The 20,245-nt window shown below is 62.1% G+C and carries 22 protein-coding genes; 10 read left to right on the plus strand and 12 right to left on the minus strand.

Annotated features, from left to right (window positions below):
• Positions 1-85 precede the first annotated feature (85 nt).
• From priA to ada, 3 genes are all read right to left on the minus strand, one after another.
• A complete protein-coding gene (gene priA, locus WKI89_RS07970) occupies positions 86-2,263 on the minus strand; it encodes a primosomal protein N' (RefSeq protein WP_337868645.1) in 2,178 nt (725 codons plus the stop codon).
• Positions 2,264-2,308: 45 nt separating this feature from the next.
• Positions 2,309-3,256, minus strand: a complete 948-nt coding sequence (locus WKI89_RS07975) for a diguanylate cyclase (RefSeq protein WP_337868646.1) — start codon at positions 3,254-3,256, stop codon at positions 2,309-2,311.
• 82 nt (positions 3,257-3,338) lie between these two features.
• On the minus strand, positions 3,339-4,400 hold the full coding sequence (gene ada, locus WKI89_RS07980) for a bifunctional DNA-binding transcriptional regulator/O6-methylguanine-DNA methyltransferase Ada (protein WP_337868647.1): 1,062 nt from the start codon (positions 4,398-4,400) through the stop codon (positions 3,339-3,341).
• Positions 4,401-4,486: 86 nt separating this feature from the next.
• Between ada and WKI89_RS07985 the strand changes: the two genes are divergently transcribed.
• The 5 genes from WKI89_RS07985 (at position 4,487) to WKI89_RS08005 (ending at position 7,639) form a co-directional block, all read left to right on the plus strand.
• Positions 4,487-5,545, plus strand: coding sequence for an MFS transporter (locus WKI89_RS07985; protein WP_337868648.1), 1,059 nt, complete (start codon positions 4,487-4,489; stop codon positions 5,543-5,545).
• A 111-nt stretch (positions 5,546-5,656) separates the two neighbouring features.
• The gene (locus tag WKI89_RS07990; RefSeq protein WP_337868649.1) at positions 5,657-6,190 is read left to right on the plus strand and encodes an AAA family ATPase; all 534 of its coding nucleotides are present in this window, start codon (positions 5,657-5,659) and stop codon (positions 6,188-6,190) included.
• Positions 6,187-6,726, plus strand: coding sequence for a hypothetical protein (locus tag WKI89_RS07995; protein WP_337868650.1), 540 nt, complete (start codon positions 6,187-6,189; stop codon positions 6,724-6,726). The genes WKI89_RS07990 and WKI89_RS07995 overlap by 4 nt, the downstream gene beginning before the upstream one ends.
• Before the next feature lie 113 nt (positions 6,727-6,839).
• Positions 6,840-7,088 carry a hypothetical protein gene (locus WKI89_RS08000; RefSeq protein WP_337868651.1) on the plus strand — a complete coding sequence of 83 codons (249 nt, stop codon included), beginning with the start codon at positions 6,840-6,842 and terminating at the stop codon, positions 7,086-7,088.
• Positions 7,064-7,639, plus strand: coding sequence for a hypothetical protein (locus WKI89_RS08005; protein ID WP_337868652.1), 576 nt, complete (start codon positions 7,064-7,066; stop codon positions 7,637-7,639). Before WKI89_RS08000 ends, WKI89_RS08005 begins: the two co-directional genes overlap by 25 nt.
• A gap of 40 nt (positions 7,640-7,679) precedes the next feature.
• Here WKI89_RS08005 and WKI89_RS08010 read toward each other — a convergent pair whose 3' ends face one another.
• Positions 7,680-7,955 (minus strand): hypothetical protein, encoded by a 276-nt coding sequence (locus WKI89_RS08010; protein ID WP_337868653.1) that lies wholly within the window; start codon positions 7,953-7,955, stop codon positions 7,680-7,682.
• Between the two features lie 40 nt (positions 7,956-7,995).
• Positions 7,996-8,310 carry a hypothetical protein gene (locus tag WKI89_RS08015; RefSeq protein ID WP_337868654.1) on the minus strand — a complete coding sequence of 105 codons (315 nt, stop codon included), beginning with the start codon at positions 8,308-8,310 and terminating at the stop codon, positions 7,996-7,998.
• A 197-nt stretch (positions 8,311-8,507) separates the two neighbouring features.
• Between WKI89_RS08015 and WKI89_RS08020 the strand changes: the two genes are divergently transcribed.
• Positions 8,508-10,523, plus strand: a complete 2,016-nt coding sequence (locus WKI89_RS08020; RefSeq protein ID WP_337868655.1) for a molybdopterin oxidoreductase family protein — start codon at positions 8,508-8,510, stop codon at positions 10,521-10,523.
• A 4-nt stretch (positions 10,524-10,527) separates the two neighbouring features.
• Here the strand turns inward: WKI89_RS08020 and WKI89_RS08025 are convergent, their stop codons facing one another.
• A complete protein-coding gene (locus WKI89_RS08025; RefSeq protein ID WP_337868656.1) occupies positions 10,528-12,132 on the minus strand; it encodes an acyl-CoA dehydrogenase family protein in 1,605 nt (534 codons plus the stop codon).
• Positions 12,133-12,165: 33 nt separating this feature from the next.
• On the opposite strand from WKI89_RS08025, the gene WKI89_RS08030 reads away from it, so the two are divergent.
• Positions 12,166-13,185 carry a GntG family PLP-dependent aldolase gene (locus WKI89_RS08030; protein WP_337868657.1) on the plus strand — a complete coding sequence of 340 codons (1,020 nt, stop codon included), beginning with the start codon at positions 12,166-12,168 and terminating at the stop codon, positions 13,183-13,185.
• Positions 13,186-13,238: 53 nt separating this feature from the next.
• Here WKI89_RS08030 and WKI89_RS08035 read toward each other — a convergent pair whose 3' ends face one another.
• The 4 genes from WKI89_RS08035 to WKI89_RS08050 form a co-directional block, all read right to left on the minus strand.
• Entirely contained in the window at positions 13,239-13,454 is a 216-nt protein-coding gene (locus tag WKI89_RS08035; RefSeq protein WP_337868658.1) for a hypothetical protein, read from the minus strand.
• 150 nt (positions 13,455-13,604) lie between these two features.
• Positions 13,605-14,186: a hypothetical protein gene (locus tag WKI89_RS08040; protein WP_337868659.1), complete on the minus strand. Its 582-nt coding sequence runs from the start codon at positions 14,184-14,186 to the stop codon at positions 13,605-13,607.
• On the minus strand, positions 14,174-14,368 hold the full coding sequence (locus WKI89_RS08045; RefSeq protein ID WP_337868660.1) for a hypothetical protein: 195 nt from the start codon (positions 14,366-14,368) through the stop codon (positions 14,174-14,176). The genes WKI89_RS08040 and WKI89_RS08045 overlap by 13 nt, the downstream gene beginning before the upstream one ends.
• 41 nt (positions 14,369-14,409) lie before the next feature.
• Complete coding sequence (locus WKI89_RS08050; protein ID WP_337868661.1) at positions 14,410-15,090, minus strand: glycerophosphodiester phosphodiesterase; 681 nt, start codon at positions 15,088-15,090, stop codon at positions 14,410-14,412.
• Positions 15,091-15,231: 141 nt separating this feature from the next.
• Here WKI89_RS08050 and WKI89_RS08055 point away from each other — a divergent pair, with 141 nt between their 5' ends.
• The 3 genes from WKI89_RS08055 (at position 15,232) to WKI89_RS08065 (ending at position 18,687) form a co-directional block, all read left to right on the plus strand.
• Positions 15,232-16,107 (plus strand): hypothetical protein, encoded by an 876-nt coding sequence (locus WKI89_RS08055; protein ID WP_337868662.1) that lies wholly within the window; start codon positions 15,232-15,234, stop codon positions 16,105-16,107.
• Between the two features lie 178 nt (positions 16,108-16,285).
• Positions 16,286-16,651, plus strand: coding sequence for a ComEA family DNA-binding protein (locus WKI89_RS08060; protein ID WP_337868663.1), 366 nt, complete (start codon positions 16,286-16,288; stop codon positions 16,649-16,651).
• Positions 16,648-18,687 (plus strand): DNA internalization-related competence protein ComEC/Rec2, encoded by a 2,040-nt coding sequence (locus tag WKI89_RS08065; RefSeq protein WP_337868664.1) that lies wholly within the window; start codon positions 16,648-16,650, stop codon positions 18,685-18,687. Before WKI89_RS08060 ends, WKI89_RS08065 begins: the two co-directional genes overlap by 4 nt.
• 1 nt (position 18,688) lies before the next feature.
• Here the strand turns inward: WKI89_RS08065 and WKI89_RS08070 are convergent, their stop codons facing one another.
• Both WKI89_RS08070 and WKI89_RS08075 read right to left on the minus strand, forming a co-directional pair.
• A complete protein-coding gene (locus WKI89_RS08070; protein ID WP_337868665.1) occupies positions 18,689-19,507 on the minus strand; it encodes a ParB/RepB/Spo0J family partition protein in 819 nt (272 codons plus the stop codon).
• Positions 19,491-20,240, minus strand: coding sequence for a ParA family protein (locus WKI89_RS08075; RefSeq protein WP_337868666.1), 750 nt, complete (start codon positions 20,238-20,240; stop codon positions 19,491-19,493). Before WKI89_RS08075 ends, WKI89_RS08070 begins: the two co-directional genes overlap by 17 nt.
• Positions 20,241-20,245: the final 5 nt, after the last annotated feature.

Raw genomic sequence — 20,245 nt, forward strand, 5'->3', positions numbered from 1 at the left:
GGCCAGGAGAAGGGAGTGCCTCAAAGGATGGGTGGCCGCTTGCTCACCCCGACCCCCCTCCCAAAAGGAAAAGGGCTATAACACTTTAGTCCTCCAAGAGCCCCACGAAGCTCTGCGGGTCGGGGTCGAGGCGCAGCCGGGCGCCGCGCACCGGCGGCAGGTTTTCCATCAGGGCTTGCAAACGCGGCTCTGAACTTTTGAGCAACAGGTGAAACACATACTGGCCCCGCAGGCGGGCCACCGGCGCGGGCGCCGGGCCCAGCAGTTCGCCGGACTGGGCCTTGGGTTTGAGGGCTTCGGCAAGCTGGTAGATGGCGTCGCGGGCCACGGGTTCCTTGGGGTGGGAGACCTCGAGCTTGACCATCCGGGTGGCCGGTGGGTAGCCCAGGGTGTGGCGCAGGGCCAGCTCAAACTCCATAAAACCCTGGGGGTCAGCGGCCTGTAACGCCCGGTGCGCCGCATGGCCCGGCTCAAAGGTTTGCAACACCAGCAAGGGACGGCGGCGCGGGTGCAGATCGGCCAACTGCCACAGCAGCCGGTGGTAGCGCTCGGCAGCCCGGAAATCCGACTCCAGTATGAACCCATCGGCATAGGGCAGGAGCACCAGGGCCAGCTCGGGCAAGACTGGCCCCCGCAAAATGGCGGTGGTGCCCACCAGTACGCCGGGTTCGCCCGAGAGCAGTGGCCGCAGGTCGTCTTTGGCGTCGGCGGTGTAGCGGTAGCGCGGTAGTGTCGGGAGGTGCTGGGCCAGGGCCTCCAGAAGCCACTCCACCCCAGGCCCCCTGGGGTCGAACACATCCGACTGGCAGTTTGGGCACAGGTCGGGGGCTTTCTGTTCGTGACCGCACTGGTGGCACTGCATCAGGCCGAACCGCCCGCTTTTGTGGTAGCGCAGGGGCAGGGCGCAGTTGGGACACATGGCCTTCCAATCGCACCGCTTGCAACGCAACACCGCACTGTAGCCCCGCCGGGCCGACAGCACGATGGCCTGACGGTTTTTCTCCAGGGTCTGTTGCAAGAGCGCCAGGGCCGCGCCGCTCAGGGGCCAGCCCCGTTCTTGCCGCATATCCAGCAGGTGCAGACGGGGGGTGGGGGTGGGCAGATCCAGCGCCGTCTCGGCCCACACCTCGGCGCTGTTGACCCCCGACCAGTAGGAGAGCGGGAGGCCCAACTGCCGGGCCCTAAGCCGGGCCAGGCGGGGCACAAAGGCTCTCGAGCCCGCCGGCAGTTTGTAGGCTTCCGAGGCCTCCTCCACCACCACCAGGCGCTTTACCTCCACCGGCAACAGCAAGCCCTGGTAGGTACAGAGCACCGAGATGCTGTCCTGCGCCCGCTCCCCTACCCCTTCCCAGACCTTGCGACGCTCCTCCGCCTTCATCTCGCCATGAAAAACCAGGGCTTGGGGAAAAAAGGGCTGGAACCTTTTGAGCAGCGAGACCTCGGGAAAGAGTACCAGCACCGATTCTTTTTGTGCCAGTGTAGCCAGGGCCCGAATGCGATCCAAGAGCCTCCCGCCCTCGAGCCGTGCGGGGAGGGTGGGCAGTTCCAGGGGCTCGAGCTTGCGCGTTACCGCTGTTTCGGGCACCGCATCTATCTCTACGAAGCCGATGTAGCCCTTATCCACCAGCCCCTTCACCACCCCCACCCCTACTCCGGCGGCCCGCGCCAGCGCCGCCATACTTTCCACCTGGCGCAGGTCGCCCAGGGCGTACCAGGCCGCCCTGGCTTTCTCGCTCAGCTTCTCCGATGGCTCCCGCAACACCACCAGAGCCTCGCGCACGCTTCGCTGCTCCTTCACTTCTTCCTGCAAAATCCCCGCCTCGCGCAGAAAATCCAGCAGCTTAGGATCAAAGCCCTTGGCATCCTGCCAATCTTCGGCCAGGGCCTCCAGGCCCTTGGGCAGCACCGCCGGATCGGCTTCCGGCAGCAGTCGCACGCGGTGCAGCAGGGGGGGCTCGAGGAAGGGTATTAGATCGTCCAACAGGGTGCCTACGGCACAAAAGCTATCGCGGGCCGCCGTGGCCAGAAATTCAACCTCGGCCGGGCGCAGCCACGGTCTGGCATCCAGGTAGGCAACGGCTTCCCGCAGGGCGAAGCTCTTGTGCGGGCCCTCTTCGCTGCCCACCACCAGCCCCACCCGCAACTCGCCCCGCCAGGGCACCACCACCCGGTAGCCCAGCGCGTCCCCTTGCTTTTGGGCATGGGGGGGCAGATACGACATCGGCTCAACCGGCAGGGGCAGGGCAACCTTCAAGACCTGCATCCCACTCAGGTTACTGCCAAACCAGACCTGGCAGCGACCACCCGATTACGCTTTGGGTACGGTAGACAGGGCGTGTTCGGATGAAGGGGCCTGGTACAAGAGCCGCTGGGTTTGGGCCAGGGCCTCCTCCAGCGTCAGGCCGTTGCACACCACCCAGACCAACTGCGCCTGGGTAAAACGCCGGCTCAGTCGCTCGGCGAGTTCGTCGCCACTGACCAACCCGATGTGCAACCCACAGAACTGGCTTTCCTCCAGGCGGTACATTCCATCGCCCTGCCGGATCGCTTCGCGCATAACCTGGGCCAGGTTCTGCAAAAGCTGGGCTTGGTGGGCCTGGCTACGTGGGGATGTTCGCAAAACCCAGTAAGACAACAATAGCGGCTGGTCGCTCCGGCTGGCCAGGGCCTGGTAGCGCTCGTAGTCGGCCTCGAGGGCCAGGTGGGTCGAGAGGCCGGTCTGGCGATCCCGCAGCGCCACTTTGGCCAGTTCTTGCTGGGCGGCCTCGAGCCGGTGAACCCCTTTGAAAAGTGCCAGCCCAACCAAACCCCCCATCAACCAACCGGGCCACACCATCCAGTACAGCGCCGACTGGGGGTGCGGCATCCCTACCGCCATCAGCACCAACGCGGCCATCATCACCCACAGCCCCCCAAACATGCCCAAAACCGTCAGGCCCAGCGTGGCCAGGCTGGCGCCGACATAGAGCACCATTTCCCGATCCCACCCCGGCACAATAGCCCCCCAGGGCTGATGGCTGGCCCAGATCAAGATGCCCAGTGCGGCCAGCAAATGCGCAACCAGGGCGGTCTTAGGGTAGAGGCGGGATAGCGGAAATGCCACCAAACTGGCCATTAGATAAGACACAGCCACTACCTGGGCGGCCCATGCACCTATCCAGAGCTGGGGAAGGGCCAGGGATATCCCCACGAACAGGGCCGTGTTCCAATACAGACGGCGCAGCCAGGGCCAGAGTTGCTCGGACGGGCGCAACATGGGTCTAGTCTAGGTAAGCTGCAAGAGATGGTCTGGCTAAAATAGGCGTAACCCCCCCAGGACGGCGTTACATGAACAGGGGTCATCCGGGCATAGCTAAATACTGTATTTTTTCCTGTTCCAATAGTTTTTTCTTGCGCTCTACGCCCCAGCGGTAGCCGGTCAGTTTGCCATCCCGACCCACCACCCGGTGACAGGGAACGATGAGTGAGATGGGGTTGGCCCCACAAGCCGCAGCAACCGCCCGCACCGCTTTGGGGTCGCCGATGATGCGGGCCAGTTCACCATAGGTGCGGGTTTGACCGGCAGGAATTTGGCGCAGGGCTTGCCAGACTTTGAGCTGAAAGGCGGTGCCGCGCAAGTCGAGGGGGGCCTCGAGCGAGGTTTGCCGGGTCAGATAATCCAGTACGGGCTCTACATACTCAGCGAGGGTTCCTGGCTCAAACTCGGCTTCGGCGAACTCCTCGCGCAGTGTGGCCTCCAATGCGGCTTCGTCATCCCCGACCAGGAGCGAGCAGATGCCCTTTTCGGTTACACCCAGGATCAGCTTCCCCACCGGGCTATCGGCAAAGGCATAGCGGATTTTCATCCCCCTGCCGCCGCGGCGGTAAACCCTGGGACTCATGCCCAACCTGGCGTTGGACTGGCGGTAAAGGCTACTGGAAGAGCCATATCCGGCCTCGTAAAGAGCCTCGGTCACGCTGCCTTTCGTGCGTACCTGCTCCTTGAATCTGCCCAGGCGCAAAGCATCGGCATACTGCTTGGGCGAAAGACCGGTCTCTTGCTTAAAAAGGCGTTGCAGGTGAAAAGGGCTCAAATCCACCGCCTTGCCCAGTTCCTCAAGGGTAGGGGCTTTTTCGCCTTGTTCCAGCAGGGCTTTGACCCGTTGTACGACGGCGACGTGGTGAGGGATTTCCTTGGGTTTACAGCGCAAACAAGCCCGATAGCCCGCAGACTCGGCCGCTTGTGCCGTATCAAAAAAACGCACATTCTCCCGCTTGGGCCCGCGCGCAGGGCAACCTACCCGGCAGTAGATGCCGGTGCTTTTGATCGCAACGAAAAAAGTACCGATTGCAGCAGGGTCACGCTCTTGCCAAGCTTTCCAGCGTTCTGCTTCGGTGTGATAAAGGCTGTTGGTGCTCATGCCTAAAGCGTAGCCGTATTTATCTTGGAACGCTATGCAAATCTTGCGGTCGAAATGCGCAGGGCAAATCACGATATGCTTCTCATGTGGCCTGGGCCTTGATTCCATCGGGTGTTTTGATTTACGTGGCACTATATTCGGTGGTGCCTATGCTACCTGGGTTGGAGCGCCTCTTTGGAACCGCCCCCGGCAGCACTCACTTGGGCATCAGTCTGCCCTTTCTGGTACTGGTGCTGCTCTCGCCGCTGGTGCCGCGCATCCGCCTGCCGGTGGGAACCGTCATCGGCGGTGGGCTTCTGGGCGTGGGTTTGTTTGGGATACTGGCTGGGCTTGCGCCCAGTCTGGAAATCTGGACGCTCTGCCGCACACTGCAAGGGGCCTTTGCGGCAGCGGTTCCGGGGCTTTCGCTGGCCCTGCTACCCAGGCTATACCCCAGTAAACACGCGCAGATGGCGGGGTTTTGGGTGGCAGGTAACGTGCTGGGGGGAGGCCTGGGACGGGGGCTGGGGGGGCTTTTTGCCGAGTGGTTTGGCGAACGCTGGGCAATCGTCCTGCTGGCCTTTCCGGTGGCAGCCATCGCCCTTTTCGTCTTGCGGGAGAAGGAACACCTGACCCTACCGGCCCCGCGCTACACCCTCTCGGCCTGGCCCCTGTATGCGCTGGGCTTCGCCCTCTTGTTTATCAATTTTTTCGTGGCCAACCTGTTGCCCTATCGCCTGGAAGCCCTGGGTTTGACGCAGGGGCAGATTGGGGGCATCTTCTTCGCCTATCTGGCCGGCATTCCCGGCAGCGCTTTAGCAGGTATGCTGGTCAAAAAATGGGGCGAAGTAGGGGCTTTCCGGCTGGCTTTTGGGGTGGTGGTGCTGGGGTTGTTGATTCAAATTCCCAACCAACCGTTCTTCATCTTGGTGGGTTTTGTGGCCATGATGGCCGGCATCTTTACCGCCCAAGCCGTTACCGGTGGGGTTTCGGGGCGGGGCGGCAGTGGGGTGAGTGGAACCTATATTGCGGCTTTTTATCTGGGCGGTACGGTAGCGGGTCTGGTGTATCCACCTTTCATCGGGCAAAGCCCCCTGTGGGGCCTCGAGGTTGCGCTGGGGGTATGTCTACTGGGCGTCTTTTTGGCCTCTAGAGCCCTGCGTTAGAGGTGGGCCTACCTCTTATCCATCGCGACCGGACTGTCTGGTATAGATGCTCCTGTCGAAGAAACCGCACGATAGGGTCAGGAGGTGGCCGCACTGCGATATGCTGCCGCCATGAAACTGGTCTTTCTCTATGGCCCGCCTGCCGTAGGCAAACTCACCGTAGCCCTGGCCCTGGCCAGCCTTACCGGCTACAAGGTGCTGCACAACCACCTCCTCAACGACCTTGCCGAAGCGGTGTTCGCTTGGGGAACCCCTCAATTTGGCGAGCTGGTCAGCAAGATACGCTTTCAAAGCTTAGAACTAGCCCTACGAGAAGACATCTCCCTCATCTCAACCTTTGTTTACGCCGCGCAGAAAGACGATGCCTATGTACAGGAGATCCAGGCCTTTGTCGAGGCCCGCGGCGGGCAGTGCGTGTTTGTGCAGTTGCGCTGCAAACCCGAGACGCTGCTCGAGCGCGTCGAGGAAGAATCGCGCCGCCAGTTCAAAAAGCTCAAGAATGTACAGGTTTTGGAGCGTCTTCTACAAGAATACGATCTCTTTGCAGCGGTACCTTTTGCCGATAGCCTGCAAATAGACACCGATGCGCTAAGCCCTGCCCAGGCCGCCCAGGCCATCGTAGCCTATATGGAGGAAACCCCATGAAGCTGCTCTTTTTGTATGGCCCCGCCGCAGTGGGCAAACTGACCGTCGGCAGGGCCCTTGCCGAGCTCACCGGCTACCCTGTCTTCGACAACCACCTTTCCATAGACTATGCCGCTAAACTCTTCGAGTGGAGCAGTCCCAATTACGTAAGGCTCCTCCGTGCCCTACGACTTTTTACCTTTCGACAAATGGCCGAGATGGGCCTCGAGGGTCTTATATTCACCTTCGTCTACACCCCACCCAGCAGCGACGAATTTATCCGGCAGGTGCTGGAAGTATGCCAACAGTACGGCATCGAGCCAATGTTTGTGAAGCTGGAAGCCCCGCGTGAAGTGCTTTTGGAGCGGGTGAAGAGCCCCGAGCGCAAAACCCTGAAGAAGCTCTCGCGCCCCGAGCGGCTATTGCAGATGCTCGACGAGCAAGGGGCCCTGGAGGCCATTCCCTTTGTGGAAAGCCTGCGCTTAGACACCAGTCGGCTTACGCCCCAGGAATCCGCTGCACAAATCGTGTGGCACTGGGGGCTGGGGAGGCAGTAGTTTGCTTCGCAGTCAAGCGTACTTCAAGCGCTTCGGTACAGCGGATTGGCCGCACTGGGCAGTTCTCGGTGTACAGCGCATCGTACCTTCAAGAAGCGCTATAAACTAAATCAATGGACGACCCTTCGGATACCCATCCCCAGGTAGCTAGGTTGCAGCTCGATCTGCTGCGGCAGAGCAGCCCAGCCCGTCGCCTGCAGCTTATGGCCTCGATGTCGGCACTGGTTATAGGGCTCTCGCGCAGTAACCTCGAGCAGCAACTAGGCGACGCCCAGAGCGCCAAAGTCGAGTGGGTGCGGCTTCACTATGGTTCCAAGATGGCCCAGGGGTTGATTTCGTGCACGAGACCCTCGAGGTTCTAAGGAAGGTCGCCACCGCCCTTGAGCAGGTAGGAGTGCCCTACCGGGTGAGTGGCTCGGTTGCTAGCTCTGCCCTGGGTGTGCCGCGAGCGACCCTGGACATTGACATCGTGGCCGACTTGATGCCTCACCACGTCGCTCCCTTGGCCCACCTGCTGAGCCAGGACTTCTACTTTGACCAAGCGCACGCTTTGAAAGCCATCCAGCGTCGGTCGAGCTTCAACCTTTTGCACCTAGCCACGGCCATCAAAGTAGACATCTTCATTCTTAATCCGACCCCCTTCGAGCAGAGCGCCTTCGCCCGCGAGCACCGAATCATGCTGGAAGAGCCAAAGCCCTACAGTGTGGCCTTCAGCACTGCCGAGGATATCCTGCTGCATAAGCTGCGCTGGTACGAACTGGGAGGGCGCAGCTCCGAGCGGCAGTGGGGCGACATCCTGGGTATCCTGCGCGTGCAGAAGACACTCGACCTGGACTATCTACGCCGTTGGGCCCGGGAACTGGGGCTTCTGGAGCTACTCGAGCAAGCCCTGACCCAGGCCCCTCTGGACTGAAGTACCTGCTCCAGCGACCCCTGGACGTGCTGTGGAGCCCCTAAGGTCTCAGGGCATTGGTGAGTTGGGTGTAGAGCAAGGCCCCCGCCCCATACAACCCCAGCCAGAGCAAGTCGGCCACCCGCAGCCGCCGGCGCAGCAGTTGCACAACCCCCACCCAGAACAGCCCCAGCGAAACCACCAGGCAAAACAGGCTCAGGTAGGCCATGAAAAGCGGGGCCGCCACGCCGCGGGAGAGCAGCCAGGAACCCCCCGCCATGACCAGGGGGAGCCAGAGGAGCAGGGTGGCATAAATCAGCCAGCGGCGGCCTTGCATCGAAGCGCATTCTACCCAAAAAGCCTGTGTTCATCGGCTCTCAGGGCAACCGAATCCCATTCGTAAGCCATCCCAAGCCCAGAACAAAGGCCCCCAGTGCCAGAAGAAAACCCCAGAGCCATCCCCACACTTGCAGAAGCGTCCCGCTGCGAGCCGCCCAGATTAGGGCCAGCAAGCCCAGCAGCGCCCCCAGACCCAGTGCAACCGGCAAGAGCAGGCCCAGCCCCAGCGCCAGCAGCGTTACCAGACCACCGGCCGCCGATCCTGCCTGGGTTCCCAGAACAATTGCTCCGGCCAGCACCCAGGGCAGCAACAAAAGCCCGGTGGCCAGTTGCAGCCAGCGAACCGGTCTCATACCATTTCCGCTTGAATCCTTCACCGTTGGACGGAGTCAGAGGTGAAGGATTCAAGCCGACCGAAGGGAGTAGAAAAGCATTTCGGTAGTATCGTTTAGGCTTGCCGAAGTGAACGATACTGCCGAAATGCGTATCATGGCCCGCATTGTAAGTGCTGGCTGGACACGGGTACACCTTGGTTTTTAGCATGGTTTCTATGACCTTCCGCAAAGCCCGCGTCACCTGCCCGCTGGACTGTCCCGATGCCTGCTCGCTGATTGCCAGCATTGACGAGGAAAGCAACACCCTGCTCAAAATTGAGGGCGACCCCCACCACCCCATCACCCAGGGCTTCGCCTGCGTTAAGACCTACCGCTACCCTGAGCGCAACCACCACCCCCTGCGCCCGCTCTATCCGCTGGGACGGGTGGGCAAAAAGGGCGAGGGGCGGTTTGAGCGGGTGAGCTGGGAAACCGCGCTGGACGAGATTGCCGGGCGTTTGCGCGAGGTGATCGGGGCGCATGGCCCCGAGGCCATTCTGCCCTACCACTACGCCGGCACCATGGGGCTTATGCAGTACGAGCATCCCCTTACCTTTTTCCGGGCCCTTGGGGCCAGCGAGCTTCAGACCACCATCTGCGCGACGGCGGGTCGGGAAGCCTGGGTGAGGAGCTACGGCGACCGCTATGGGGTAGACCCCGAAGATGTCCCCCAGGCCAGGTTTATTCTGCTGTGGGGTATCAATAGCCTGCACACCAACACCCACCTGACCCCGTTTTTGAAAAAAGCCCGTCAGAACGGGGCCCGTATCGTGCACATTGACCCCTATGAAAACCTGACCAGCCGCTTTGCCGATGAGCACATCAAGGTTCGCCCCGGCAGTGATGCGGCCCTGGCCTATGGGATGGCTCGAGCCATCGTGAAAGCCGGGCTGCACGACAGGGCCTACATCGCCCGCATGACCACCGGCTTCGAGGCCTTTATGCAGGCGGCGGAAGAATGGACACCGCAGAGGGTGGAGTCTGTTACCGGGGTGGCTGCCGAAACGGTGGAACGGCTGGCCCTCGAGTTCGCCCAGGCCAAGGCCAGCCTGATCCGCACCAGCTACGGCCTGACCCGCCACCCCGGCGGGGCCAGCGCCCTGCGGGCGGTGATTCTGCTACCGGCCATCACCGGGGCCTGGCAGTACCCGGGGGGTGGGGCCTTGCTCACCACCTCGGGGGCCTTTGCCCTCAACCGTCGCTACCTGGGGGGCGCCCACCTGCTGGCCGCCCGGCCCACCCCCCCGCGGCAGGTCAACATGACCCAGATCGGCAGCGCCCTCACCGCCCTAGAACCACCCATCCGGGCCCTGTTCGTCTTCAATTCCAACCCCGCGGTGGTGGCCCCGCGCTCCGATCTGGTGCAGCAGGGACTGCAACGCGAGGATCTGTTTACGGTGGTGCTCGAGCAGGCCCTCACCGAGACCACCCGCTACGCCGACTATGTGCTGCCCGCCACCACCTTCTTGGAGCACCCCGATCTCTACACCGCCTACGGCCACTACTACCTCTCCTGGAACGAGGCGGTGATGCCACTCCAGGGTGAGGCCCGGCCCAACACCTGGGTTTTCGCCGAGCTGGGCCGGCGGCTGGGCCTGGAGGAGCCCACCCTCTACTGGGACGCCGAGACCCTGGCCCGCTCGCTTCTAGACACCGACCACCCCTGGCTACAGGGCATCACTTTGGAGCGCCTCAAGACCGAGGGCTTCCTGCGGCTCAACATTCCCCGCGGCTTCCAGCCCTTCACCGAGCGGGCCGACACCCCTTCGGGCAAGGTGCAGTTCGATCCCTCACCGCGGGTGATTCTGACCGAGCCCACCCCGGCGTTTCCGCTCATCTTGCTGACGCCCCCCGCCAAGCACTTCCTGAACAGCACCTACGGGCATATCGAGCGCCTGGTGCAGGGCGAAGGGGGTGAGCCCACCCTGCTGGTACACCCCGAGGACGCGCGGGCTTTTGGTGCGGTGGACGGCGCGCGGATGCGGGTGCGTTCCCAGCACGGGTCGGTGGTACGGTGGGTGCGGGTGAGCGAGGCCCCCATCCGGGGCACGGTGGTACTGGAGGGCACCTGGTGGGAGCGGCCTGCGCCGGACGGCAAGGGCATCAACTGGCTCACCGGTGAACACCTGACCGACATGGGCGAGGGTTCCACCTTCCACTCCAACCCGGTGCGGCTCGAGGCCCTGGACTGAATCCTCAAGCGGTTGGCGTAGGCTCCAAACCGACCTGCCACACCGCTTCGTCCCGCATAGCCCAGGCGGGGTACTCTTCCTGAGCCAAAAACCGCCGTGCATAGAGCGCGGCCAGCTTGGCGTGGCGCTCGCTGCCCAGCTCGTAGAGCAGGGCCACAGTGGCCGCGTCGGCCAGGGTGCGCAGGGCTTCTTTGGCGTGCCACTGGGCTTCTTCGGGAGACAGGGTTTGTAGGTCATCCAAGGTATGGCGCAGGCGGGCCAGGGCCAGCCGGGCCTCCTCGCTTTCTATCGCCTCGAGCTTGGTGCCAAACTCGGCCAGGAAGGGCTGGGCAGCGCCTTTGCGGAAGAGCACCTCGAGGGTATCGAGGGCCTGCACGTTGGCAGGGCCTTCCCAGATGGGGGTGATCAGGGCCTCGCGGGCCAGGCGGGCGATGGCGAAGTCCTCCACGAAGCCCACCCCACCGAAGAGTTCCATGCCCAGCTGAGTGCAGTAGGTACCGTGCTCGGCGGTGCGGGCCTTGGCCAGGTGGGCCAGCAGCCTCGCGTAGTGGTAGCGGGGGCTGTAGGGGGGCGTCTCCTGCCAGGCCTCGTCCCAGGCCGCCACCGCGCGGAAGGTCAGGGCCAGGCCGCCGGCGATGCGCACCGCCAGGTCGGTCAGGTCGCGGCGGATCAGGGGATGCTCTTCTAGTTTTTTGCCGAAGGCCCGGCGCGCCTGCACCCGGAAGAGGGCCTCGAGCTGGGCCTTTCGGGCCAGCCCCATGGCCCCACAGGCGTTGGCCAGGCGCGAGAGGGTGAGGGTCTCCAGGATGTAGTAGATGCCCTCCTCGGCCCGCCCGATCAGGTGGGCCTCGGCCCCTGCAAACTCCACCTCGCCCGAGGGCACCGCGCGGGTGGCGAGCTTGTCCTTCAAGCGGCGCACCCGGTAGTTGAGCCGGCCCTGGCTGTCCAGCCGCGGCACCAAAAACAGCGCGATGCCCTTGGGCCCTGCCGGCGCGCCCTCGGGCCGGGCTGAGACAATCGCATAATCGGTCAAACCCGCACCGCTAGAGAAGTATTTGTCGCCCCACAGCCGCCAGACCGCCCCCTCGGGCACCGCCCGCACCTGGTTGGCCCCCAGGTCGGAGCCGCCCTGCACCTCGGTCATCCAGGTCGCGCCAAAAGCCCGGCCCGCCAGGAGTTCCTCTTTCCAGCGGGCAAACTGGGGGGCGTATTTGTGGATGGCGTAGAGGGTGGCGTTGGTGATGGTCTGGATGCAGTAGAGGCCGGGGTCGGCCAGCAGGTAGCCCAGGGCGAAATGCTGGTGCCAGCTTCCCCCCAGGTACGGGGCCCGGTTCATGGCGGCGAGTTCGCGGTTAAGGGCCTCCTGGGCCGGGGATAGCCGCACCCGGTCAACGCGCTGGCCGTTCAGGTCGTGCATCACCAGCACCGGGCGGGCCTCTTTGTCCACGTGGTCGGCGATGCGGTAGGCCGCACCCCCGGCCAAAGCCCCGAAGCGCTCGAGCTCGGACTGGTGCGCCGTCCAGCCCTTCCAGTAGCGGTTCAACAGGCTGGGGAGGTCGGGCTCCAAAGCCCAGTGGTTCTTGCCATAGGCATAGGACTGGTGTTCCATAACAACCCCGCTTTCAGCAGTAGTATAGGGCCTATGCGCACCATTGACCTCCGCTCCGACACCGTAACCCAGCCCACCCCGGCCATGCGCAAGGCCATGGCCGAGGCCGAGGTCGGCGACGACGTGTACGGTGAAGACCCCACCGTGAACCGCCTCGAGGCCTTGGCCGCCGAGATGCTGGGCTTTGAGGCTGGGCTGTTTTTGCCTTCGGGTAGCATGACCAACCAGGTCGCCCTGATGCTGCACCTGAAACGCGGGCAGGAGGTCATCGCCCCCAAAGGGGCCCACATCTACGAGTACGAGCCGGGCTCGCTGGCGGTGCTCTCGGGCGGAACCATCCGGCTGGTGGAAGCCCCCTACGGTATACCCGAACCCGAGGCCGTGCGGGCCGCCATCCACACCTCGGTGCACCAAGCTCCTACTGGCCTGATCTCCTTGGAGAATACCCATAACTACGCGGGCGGAACGGTAGTTCCACTGGAAGCCCAACGGGCCATCCAGCAGGTCGCGCAAGAAGCCCAATTACCCATCCATCTGGACGGCGCACGTTTTTTCAATGCGGTCACGGCCCTAAAAACCACTCCCATCGAGCTTGCTAAAGGCTTCCGTACCGTTTCGATCTGTTTGTCCAAGGGATTGGGGGCTCCGGTAGGTTCCATATTGCTCATGCCCCAGGGCTACCGCGCCGAAGCCTGGCGCTACCGCAAGCTGCTGGGTGGAGGTATGCGGCAAGCAGGGATATTGGCTGCGGCGGGCATCATTGCCTTGACCGAAGGCCCCAAGCAACTGGCTCGAGACCACCAGATGGCCCGGGCCTTAGCCGAGGGAATGCTGCGGCTGCATCTAAACATAGACCTGCAAGCGGTACAGACCAATATGGTGTATGTGCAAATTCCGCAGGCCCCCAGCTTTGCCTCGCGTCTGCGCGAGCTGGGGGTACTGATTAATCCGATGGCTGCCAACCGGGTGCGCTTTGTCACCCACCGCGACCTGCGCGACGAGGACATCCCGCTGGTGCTCGAGCGAATCGAACAGGCACTGCAAATTGCCTAGGGCGGTTTTCCAGGCCACCTGCCTTGCAGTTCATTTGAAAACTGCCTTTCGTCCTACGCTTGCTGGCTCAGGTAGGCTATCCAGTATTGGAAGTCTGTTTGTCGGGCTTCGTGGCGGGCCGCTTGCAGGTCGTTGGGGTTCCGCAGAGCTTTGTACAGTGCAAAGTGAGCGCGGCTTTGGGTGTAGGGGTCGGGGCTGCGCTCGAGGGCTTTGCGGGCGGTCTCTTCGGCTTTTCGCGGACGACCCCAGTCGGCATGGGCTTCGGCCAACAAGGCCAGCGAGAGGCCCGAGAACCTTTGATACGCATTTCGGCAGTATCGTTCACTTCGGCAAGCCTAAACGATACTACCGAAATGCTTTTCTACTCCCTTCGGTCGGCTTGAATCCTTCACCTCTGACTCCGTCCAACGGTGAAGGATTCAAGCGGAAATGGTATGACCCAGATATTCTTGCAAGCCCAAAGCCTTGCCTAGAACCAAGACGGCTTCCTTGCCCCGGCTCTGGCGAAGAAAGAACTCGGCTTGCAGCAGACAAGCAGCCAGGGCTCTGGTTTTATCGGTGGGGCTGGAAAGCTCGTCTTCTGCCAATTGGTAGGCTTGCTTCGTGTGGGTTAGCGACACATCCAGCAGTCCGGCCAGCATCCGTCGGCGCTCGGCCTCGAGCCAGTCCATAAAGCGTGGCAAGGCACTGCCAAAACCCGGCAACAAGAGTCCATACAAGCGCCAGGCGGTCTCCAACTGGTCGTTTTGCAGGGCAGTCCAGAAAGTCTGAAGGTCGCTCTCCCCTATCCAGCGCAGGGTCTGGCCGTGGACTTGCAGGCCAGCGCGGAGGGGGAGGGGCTCGAGCCCCTCCAGCGCTGAAGCCAGCGAAATTCCCATTTCGCGCACCTGCTGAAAGCTGCGTGGCTGGGGCTGTAAATAGGCCACCAATTCGGTTGCAGGGCTGGGAACCGAGGGTTGATTCCGTAAAAGAAACAACGGTGGAACTTCTACTCCATCCATTCCTCTACAGCTTTGTACTGCACCAGGGCCGCGTATGTGGTCTGCGATCCACTGATGGCAGTGGAGAATTTAATATCCACAATCAGCGCTTCCTCCGGCAGGCTTTCGATAAAGCGGTTGAGCCGGTCTTGAAACATGTCCGGGTCGGCGGCGGCAATGAGTTTGAGACGCATTCCTTGCATAGCTTCAGGGTAGCGCAGGATACCGCCAGGGCTTGTGAATTTTAACGACGGCCCACCAGAAGCTGGTCGGGTAAGTCGCCAATAACGCCGTCCACACCCCACTCCAGCAGTTCACGCACCACCGGAGCCTGGTTGACCGTCCAGGCAACCACAAACAATCCCCGGGCCTTGAGTTGAGCCACCTTGGCCTTGCTTAGGAGAGCAAAGTGGGGATGTACCCCCTGCACCGGTACACAGGGTGCCAGTTCTTCCATTTCAACCTCGGAATAGAGCAAGGCCAGCGGCACCCCCACCTTCAGCCGGTGCAAGCGAATCAGGGCCAGCGGGTCGAAGCTGCTGATCCAGGCCCGCTCGCGGCCCGACCAGCTCTGGAGCATCTGTGCCAACAAGACTTCGCGCCCATCGGAAGCGCCCGGCTGGCTTTTGAGCTCGAGGTTGAGCCGGGCTTGGGGGAATTCTTCGGCCAGCGCAAAGACCTGCTCGAGGCGTGGCATCCAGGGGGCTTGTTGCTGCAAGGCCGACCAGTCCATCTCAGCAATGGGTCGCCCTTCCAGTTCGAAGTCGTGGTAAATCACCAGCACCCCGTCGCGGGTACGGTGCAGGTCGAGCTCGAGGCCATCCAGGCCGGCCTCGAGGGTCCTGCGAAAGGACTCGAGGGTGTTTTCCCTGGCTTGGTGGGGAGCACCCCGGTGACCCAACAGAAGTGGTGTCGAAAATATCATCCGGTTTCTCCTTACTGTGCGGAGTTTTTTTGGTCACCCAGGTACCATTCTCGTCTGGGAGCCAGGATTATACTCCCGCCCGCTCGATTTTACGTGATGGATGCAAGCCAACTGTCTTGCGTATGTTGTAAACTGATAATCATGGGTAAATATGATGTGCGTCTTTCAAACTTGACCCAGGCCGACATCATTGCTCGGCTGGAAGGCCCTGGAGGTCTTCTTGCACTGACCAGTCGAGAACTGTTTTACCTGGATGACAACACCGAGCAAAGTGCGCGTCTTTCTCATATCAAGCGTATTGGAGTCAACAAACAGACCGGCAATGTGGACGTGGTGGGGGAACAGGGCACCCTAATGGCCATCGCCCCGGTATCGTTTCAAAAAGACGAGTTGAAGCTCTTTTTGGAGTCGCTCAAGGGCCACGTGCTCAAAGCCAAATCTGAACCCACCCAGGTCATCGAACGCCCCAAGACCGTCGAACAGCCGCCGGCAGCACCTGCCGCCCCCCCCTTTCCCAAATTCGAGGAACCCGCCGCGGCTCCCAGCGCACCTATTGCCCAGCCCCCCAACCCCACCCCACTGGAAATGGCCTCACCGCAACAAGCGGCCACTCCTCCTGCACCCTCCTCGGGGCAGATCCACATCGCCGAACCCCCCAAAACCCTGCCCGATGAGCCCAGTGATTCCATATGGGCCTATGACGGCTCCCCCAAACCCACCGCCGCCCCTGCCGTAGCCGAACCCCTCCCGACGCCCGTCCCCTCAGCCCCCGCCTCACAAAGCGAGGCCACCGTTCCGCCCGTAGCACCCGTTGCCCCCGCCCCCAGAACCCTTAGTTCCACCCAGCGCATCATCTCGGCGTTGCTCAAGGTTTCAGCCCTCATTACGGCGGTGGTCACGGTGGGCTATCTGGTCGTCAATATGGGCACTACCGAAGATATTTGGGTTCCGCTGGGGGTCATCGCCATTGGCCTGTCACTCTCGCTGATCCAGTGGCGGCTGTCTGAGCCCTACTGACGTAAAACCGTCCATCGCGCTTGGTTTTGCTGGACCCTCGAGGCACCTCTTTCAAGCAGCAACACCTGGGTCTATGCCATGCTGGTTTCAGTAGCAACCGCACCAGGGAGCCTATGTTTTTGGAGCTGGCGGTCAAACAACCTCAGATTGAATTGTTTTGTGTCTAAATTGGAGTCTTGTGGAACGTTGGCTGAGCATGGCCTATATTGCAGTTGTTTTAGGGCTTGGATTGGCAAGTTTATGGCCCCGACTGACGGTTCAATTGGCCCCAACCCAGGTACAAACGCCCAGTGCGCAGGGCCTGATGGCCCCATCCGGTGCAGTTTCTCCCGTTTTACAACCCGGCCCGGTTACGCCCGAGGTAGCCAGGGTCAACCTCAACACGGCCAGTCAAGCGGAGATTGAAAGCCTGCCCGGAATTGGCCCTGCATTGGCCCAGCGCATCATCGAAGGCCGTCCCTACCGTTCGCTCGAGGATCTGGATAGGGTCAAGGGGATTGGCCCTAAACTGTTGGAGCGTTTGCGGCCCTTGGTCTCCTTATGATCCCTTACGGCCTGGGCCTGGGTGCTTTTCTGGGCGCCCTGACCCAGCTTACGCCCCTGGCTTTTCTGGGTTTGCTGGGCGGTCTTTGGCTCCCGCAGCGTGCCCGTTGGTTAGGTTTGGCAGCCTACCTTTTGGTTGTGCTTCACCTTGGTGTGATAAAAGACCCCTGGGCTTCGCAGATCGGTCAGTGGGTGCGGCTGGAAGGAACGCTGCGGGAGGGCTTCCTGCACACCCCGCAAGGCCGCATCTACGTGCGTTACTTCCCCCGCCTACAAGAGGGAACCTACGTCCTCGAGGGTCATTTGCTACGACCACAGGGCCAGCGCAACCCTGGGGGTTTTGACCAGCAAACCTGGCTGCGCGGCCTGGGGGTGACAGCGGTATTGCAGGTTCGACAGGTGGTGCGGTTTGAACCCCCCGCTGGCGATGCCCGGCAATGGTTTCGAGAGCAGCTGGTAGCCGGGCTTTCGCCTTCGGCAGCAGCTCTAGCAGTTGCAATGACCCTGGGTGAACGACGCGATCTGGGCGAGACCTACGGCGAGTTTCAGCGGGCAGGACTGGCCCACGCCCTGGCGCTCTCGGGGCTCAATGTGGCCATTCTGGCCGGATTCTTTGTGTTGTTGCTGTACCGGCTGGGGCACTGGCGCTACCTGGTTACCCTGGGAATCTTGTTGCTGTATTTGCTGCTGGTAGGGCCCGAGCCCTCACTGGTGCGGGCGGTCATCATGGGTGGGTTGGTGCTGCTGGGGTTGTTTTTGGGCAAGGGCAAGGTAGTGGTGTTACCCGCCCTCTCGCTCGCGCTTTTTATACACCTGCTGCTGGAACCCCACGCCCTCTTTAGCCTCTCGGCCCAGCTTTCCTATCTGGCGGTGCTCGGAATGGCTTTGGTGCTGCCCAAACTCCCCAGGCTCGAGGGTTGGAAAAACTGGGTCTGGGCCTCGGTAAGCGTAACCTTTGCGGCGCAACTTTTCATCCTTCCACTCTTGCTCCACCACTTCCATCAGCTACCCCTGGTCTCCCCGGTCTCCAACCTGCTGGTGCTGCCCATGCTGAACCTGCTGGTTCCGCTGGGCTTCATGAAGCTGTTGCTGGGCGGGTTTTTGGCCTGGCCGGTGGAGTGGCTCAGCCAGCTCACACTGGGACTGGTGGGATGGCTATCGGCGGGGCCGCAACTGCGCTGGGGTGAGATAAGCGCGGTGGGTTTTGCCCTTTATTTTCTGGGAATCCTGCCACTTTTGGCCGCCCTCTATGGGCGCATGCGCTGGTTGACGGCTGGCGTGTTTTCTGCCACCACCATGTTGGCTTCGCTGCTGCCGCAAACCGCACAGAGGGCTGAGCTCTGGCAGCTCGATGTGGGGCAGGGCGACGCCACGTTGGTGCGGCTCCCCGGTAGGGTGGAGATTCTAGTGGATGGCGGCCGCGACTGGGCTTACCCCAGACTGGAAAGCGCGTTGCGCGCCCTGGGGGTGGATGACCTCGACCTGGTCATCGCGACCCACCCCGACGGCGACCACATTCAGGCGCTGCCGTGGGTGATGCAGAATTTTCTGGTCGGGACGCTGGTAACAGGTCCACGGGTACCAGGAGACGAGCTGGACGATGCCCTGCACCGCGCAGCCCGCCGACAAAAGGTGCGGGTGCTGCTGGCGCGTGCTGGCACCGAGCTGGAAATTGCCGGCGCCAGGCTGCGCTTCCTGGGGCCGCTGGGCAGCGAAACCGAGGACAACGACCGCAGCCTGGTGTTTGTGCTGGAGTATGGAGGGCGCAAAGCCCTGTTCACTGGCGACGCGCCCACTGCCTCCGAAGCCCTCTGGAAGGCGGAGAAAGTGGACATCCTCAAAGTGGGACACCACGGCTCAGACACCAGCACCAGTACACAACTGCTACAAAATTTTCAGCCCCGCATGGCCCTGATTGGGGTGGGCAACAACCCGTACGGACACCCTACCCGATCCGTGCTCGAGCGCTTGCAGCAGCACGGTGTGGAGATCCGCCGAACCGATCTGGAGGGTGCGATCCGGGTCGTGCTTCGGTAGTTCAGGCTTCGTAGCCCATGGCTTGCAAGATGGCCGTAAGCTCTTCTTCCGAGTGGTAGCTGATCTCGATCTTGCCCCTCCTGAGCTGGGTAAAGCGTACTTTGGTACCCAGTTGGCGGGAAAGGTTACGGGCAATGTCGGCATAGGGCTCTTCCCCTCTGGAGCGAGCACCCGAAGCGGCCGCCTTTTCTTTGAGCTTTTCGGTCTCACGAACGCTCAGTTGCCTAGAAAGTACCTCCGACAAGCCCCAGTTCCGTCGGGCTTCGGGCAGCATCAGAAGGGCTCTGGCGTGTCCTGCACTGATCTTATTCTCTTCTAAGGCCCGCAGAACCTCAGGGCCTAGCTGCAGCAGGCGGAGGGCGTTGGTGACAGTCACCCGGGCCTTTCCGACCGCTCGGGCCACCTCTTCCTGGGTCATGCCCATGTCCACCAGTCGTTTGTAACCCTCGGCCTCCTCAACGGGGTTGAGGTCTTCCCGCTGGAGGTTTTCGATCAGGGCGATCTCGAGGGCCTCCCGCTCACCGATGTCCTTGATGACCACCGGCACCTCGCGCAAGCCGGCCATCTGGGAAGCCTTGAAGCGCCGCTCCCCCGCTACCAGTTCGTACATATCGCCTTTGGGGCGCACCAGAAGCGGTTGCAGTAAGCCTTTTTCTTTGATGGAGGCCGCCAATTCATCGAGCGCCACCGGATCAAAGATGCGGCGGGGCTGGCCCGGATTGGGTTTGATGAGGGCCAGGGGGAGTTTGGTCAGGGACGCGGGGGTTTTGGGCAGCAGGGCTTCCAGCCCTTTCCCAAGACCGCTAGGCTTCTTTGACACGGCGCATCACCTCCTCTGCTAAGCGACGGTAGGCGTGGGCCCCGCTGCTGGTAGGGGCATACTGCCCTATGTCCTGGCCATAGCTGGGCGCCTCAGCCAGCCGAACATTACGAGGAATTACAGTCCAGAAAACCTTTTCCCCCAGGTTGCTCCGGATGTTGGCCTCCACCTGCTGGGAGAGCAGGGTGCGGGGGTCGTACATGGTAATCAGCACCCCCAGCAGCCGCAGGGCTGGGTTAAGGCTGGTACGCACCTGGTCAATGGTTTCCATTAGACCAGCGATACCTTCCAGCGCATAGTATTCGGCTTGTACCGGCACGATCAACCCTTCCGAGGCCGACAGCACGTTGAGGGTGATAGGGCCCAGGCTGGGCGGGGCGTCGAGCAGGATTACGTCGTAATTGGACTCGAGCGGGCCTAAAACCTCCGCCAGCCGGGTGGGGTTTTCGATTAACTCGGCAGAAGCGCCCACCAGATCGGGGCTTGAAGGCAACAAGTCCAGCCCTTTGGCCACGTTCAAAATAGCAGCCCGTGAGTCGCTCGAGCCCACCAAAACGCTGTAGATGCTCTCTTCCTGAGCGGTCTGCCCGACCCCGGAGGTAGCGTTGACCTGAGGGTCGAGGTCCACCAGCAACACCCTTTGCCCCGCTTTGGCCAGGTAGGCCGAAAGGTTTACCGCGGTGGTGGTCTTCCCTACCCCCCCTTTTTGGTTCACTATCCCAATGCGTTTCACCTTCC

It is taken from the genome of Meiothermus sp. (assembly GCF_037443965.1).
Taxonomy (GTDB): domain Bacteria; phylum Deinococcota; class Deinococci; order Deinococcales; family Thermaceae; genus Meiothermus.

Coding starts and splice junctions, on each gene's coding strand:
- priA (WP_337868645.1), bottom strand. CDS start 2,263: ATGCAGGTCTTGAAGGTTGCCCTGCCCCTGCCGGTTGAGCCGATGTCG.
- WKI89_RS07975 (WP_337868646.1), bottom strand. CDS start 3,256: ATGTTGCGCCCGTCCGAGCAACTCTGGCCCTGGCTGCGCCGTCTGTAT.
- ada (WP_337868647.1), bottom strand. CDS start 4,400: ATGAGCACCAACAGCCTTTATCACACCGAAGCAGAACGCTGGAAAGCT.
- WKI89_RS07990 (WP_337868649.1), top strand. CDS start 5,657: ATGAAACTGGTCTTTCTCTATGGCCCGCCTGCCGTAGGCAAACTCACC.
- WKI89_RS07995 (WP_337868650.1), top strand. CDS start 6,187: ATGAAGCTGCTCTTTTTGTATGGCCCCGCCGCAGTGGGCAAACTGACC.
- WKI89_RS08000 (WP_337868651.1), top strand. CDS start 6,840: ATGGACGACCCTTCGGATACCCATCCCCAGGTAGCTAGGTTGCAGCTC.
- WKI89_RS08010 (WP_337868653.1), bottom strand. CDS start 7,955: ATGCAAGGCCGCCGCTGGCTGATTTATGCCACCCTGCTCCTCTGGCTC.
- WKI89_RS08015 (WP_337868654.1), bottom strand. CDS start 8,310: ATGAGACCGGTTCGCTGGCTGCAACTGGCCACCGGGCTTTTGTTGCTG.
- WKI89_RS08020 (WP_337868655.1), top strand. CDS start 8,508: ATGACCTTCCGCAAAGCCCGCGTCACCTGCCCGCTGGACTGTCCCGAT.
- WKI89_RS08025 (WP_337868656.1), bottom strand. CDS start 12,132: ATGGAACACCAGTCCTATGCCTATGGCAAGAACCACTGGGCTTTGGAG.
- WKI89_RS08030 (WP_337868657.1), top strand. CDS start 12,166: ATGCGCACCATTGACCTCCGCTCCGACACCGTAACCCAGCCCACCCCG.
- WKI89_RS08040 (WP_337868659.1), bottom strand. CDS start 14,186: ATGGATGGAGTAGAAGTTCCACCGTTGTTTCTTTTACGGAATCAACCC.
- WKI89_RS08045 (WP_337868660.1), bottom strand. CDS start 14,368: ATGCAAGGAATGCGTCTCAAACTCATTGCCGCCGCCGACCCGGACATG.
- WKI89_RS08050 (WP_337868661.1), bottom strand. CDS start 15,090: ATGATATTTTCGACACCACTTCTGTTGGGTCACCGGGGTGCTCCCCAC.
- WKI89_RS08055 (WP_337868662.1), top strand. CDS start 15,232: ATGGGTAAATATGATGTGCGTCTTTCAAACTTGACCCAGGCCGACATC.
- WKI89_RS08065 (WP_337868664.1), top strand. CDS start 16,648: ATGATCCCTTACGGCCTGGGCCTGGGTGCTTTTCTGGGCGCCCTGACC.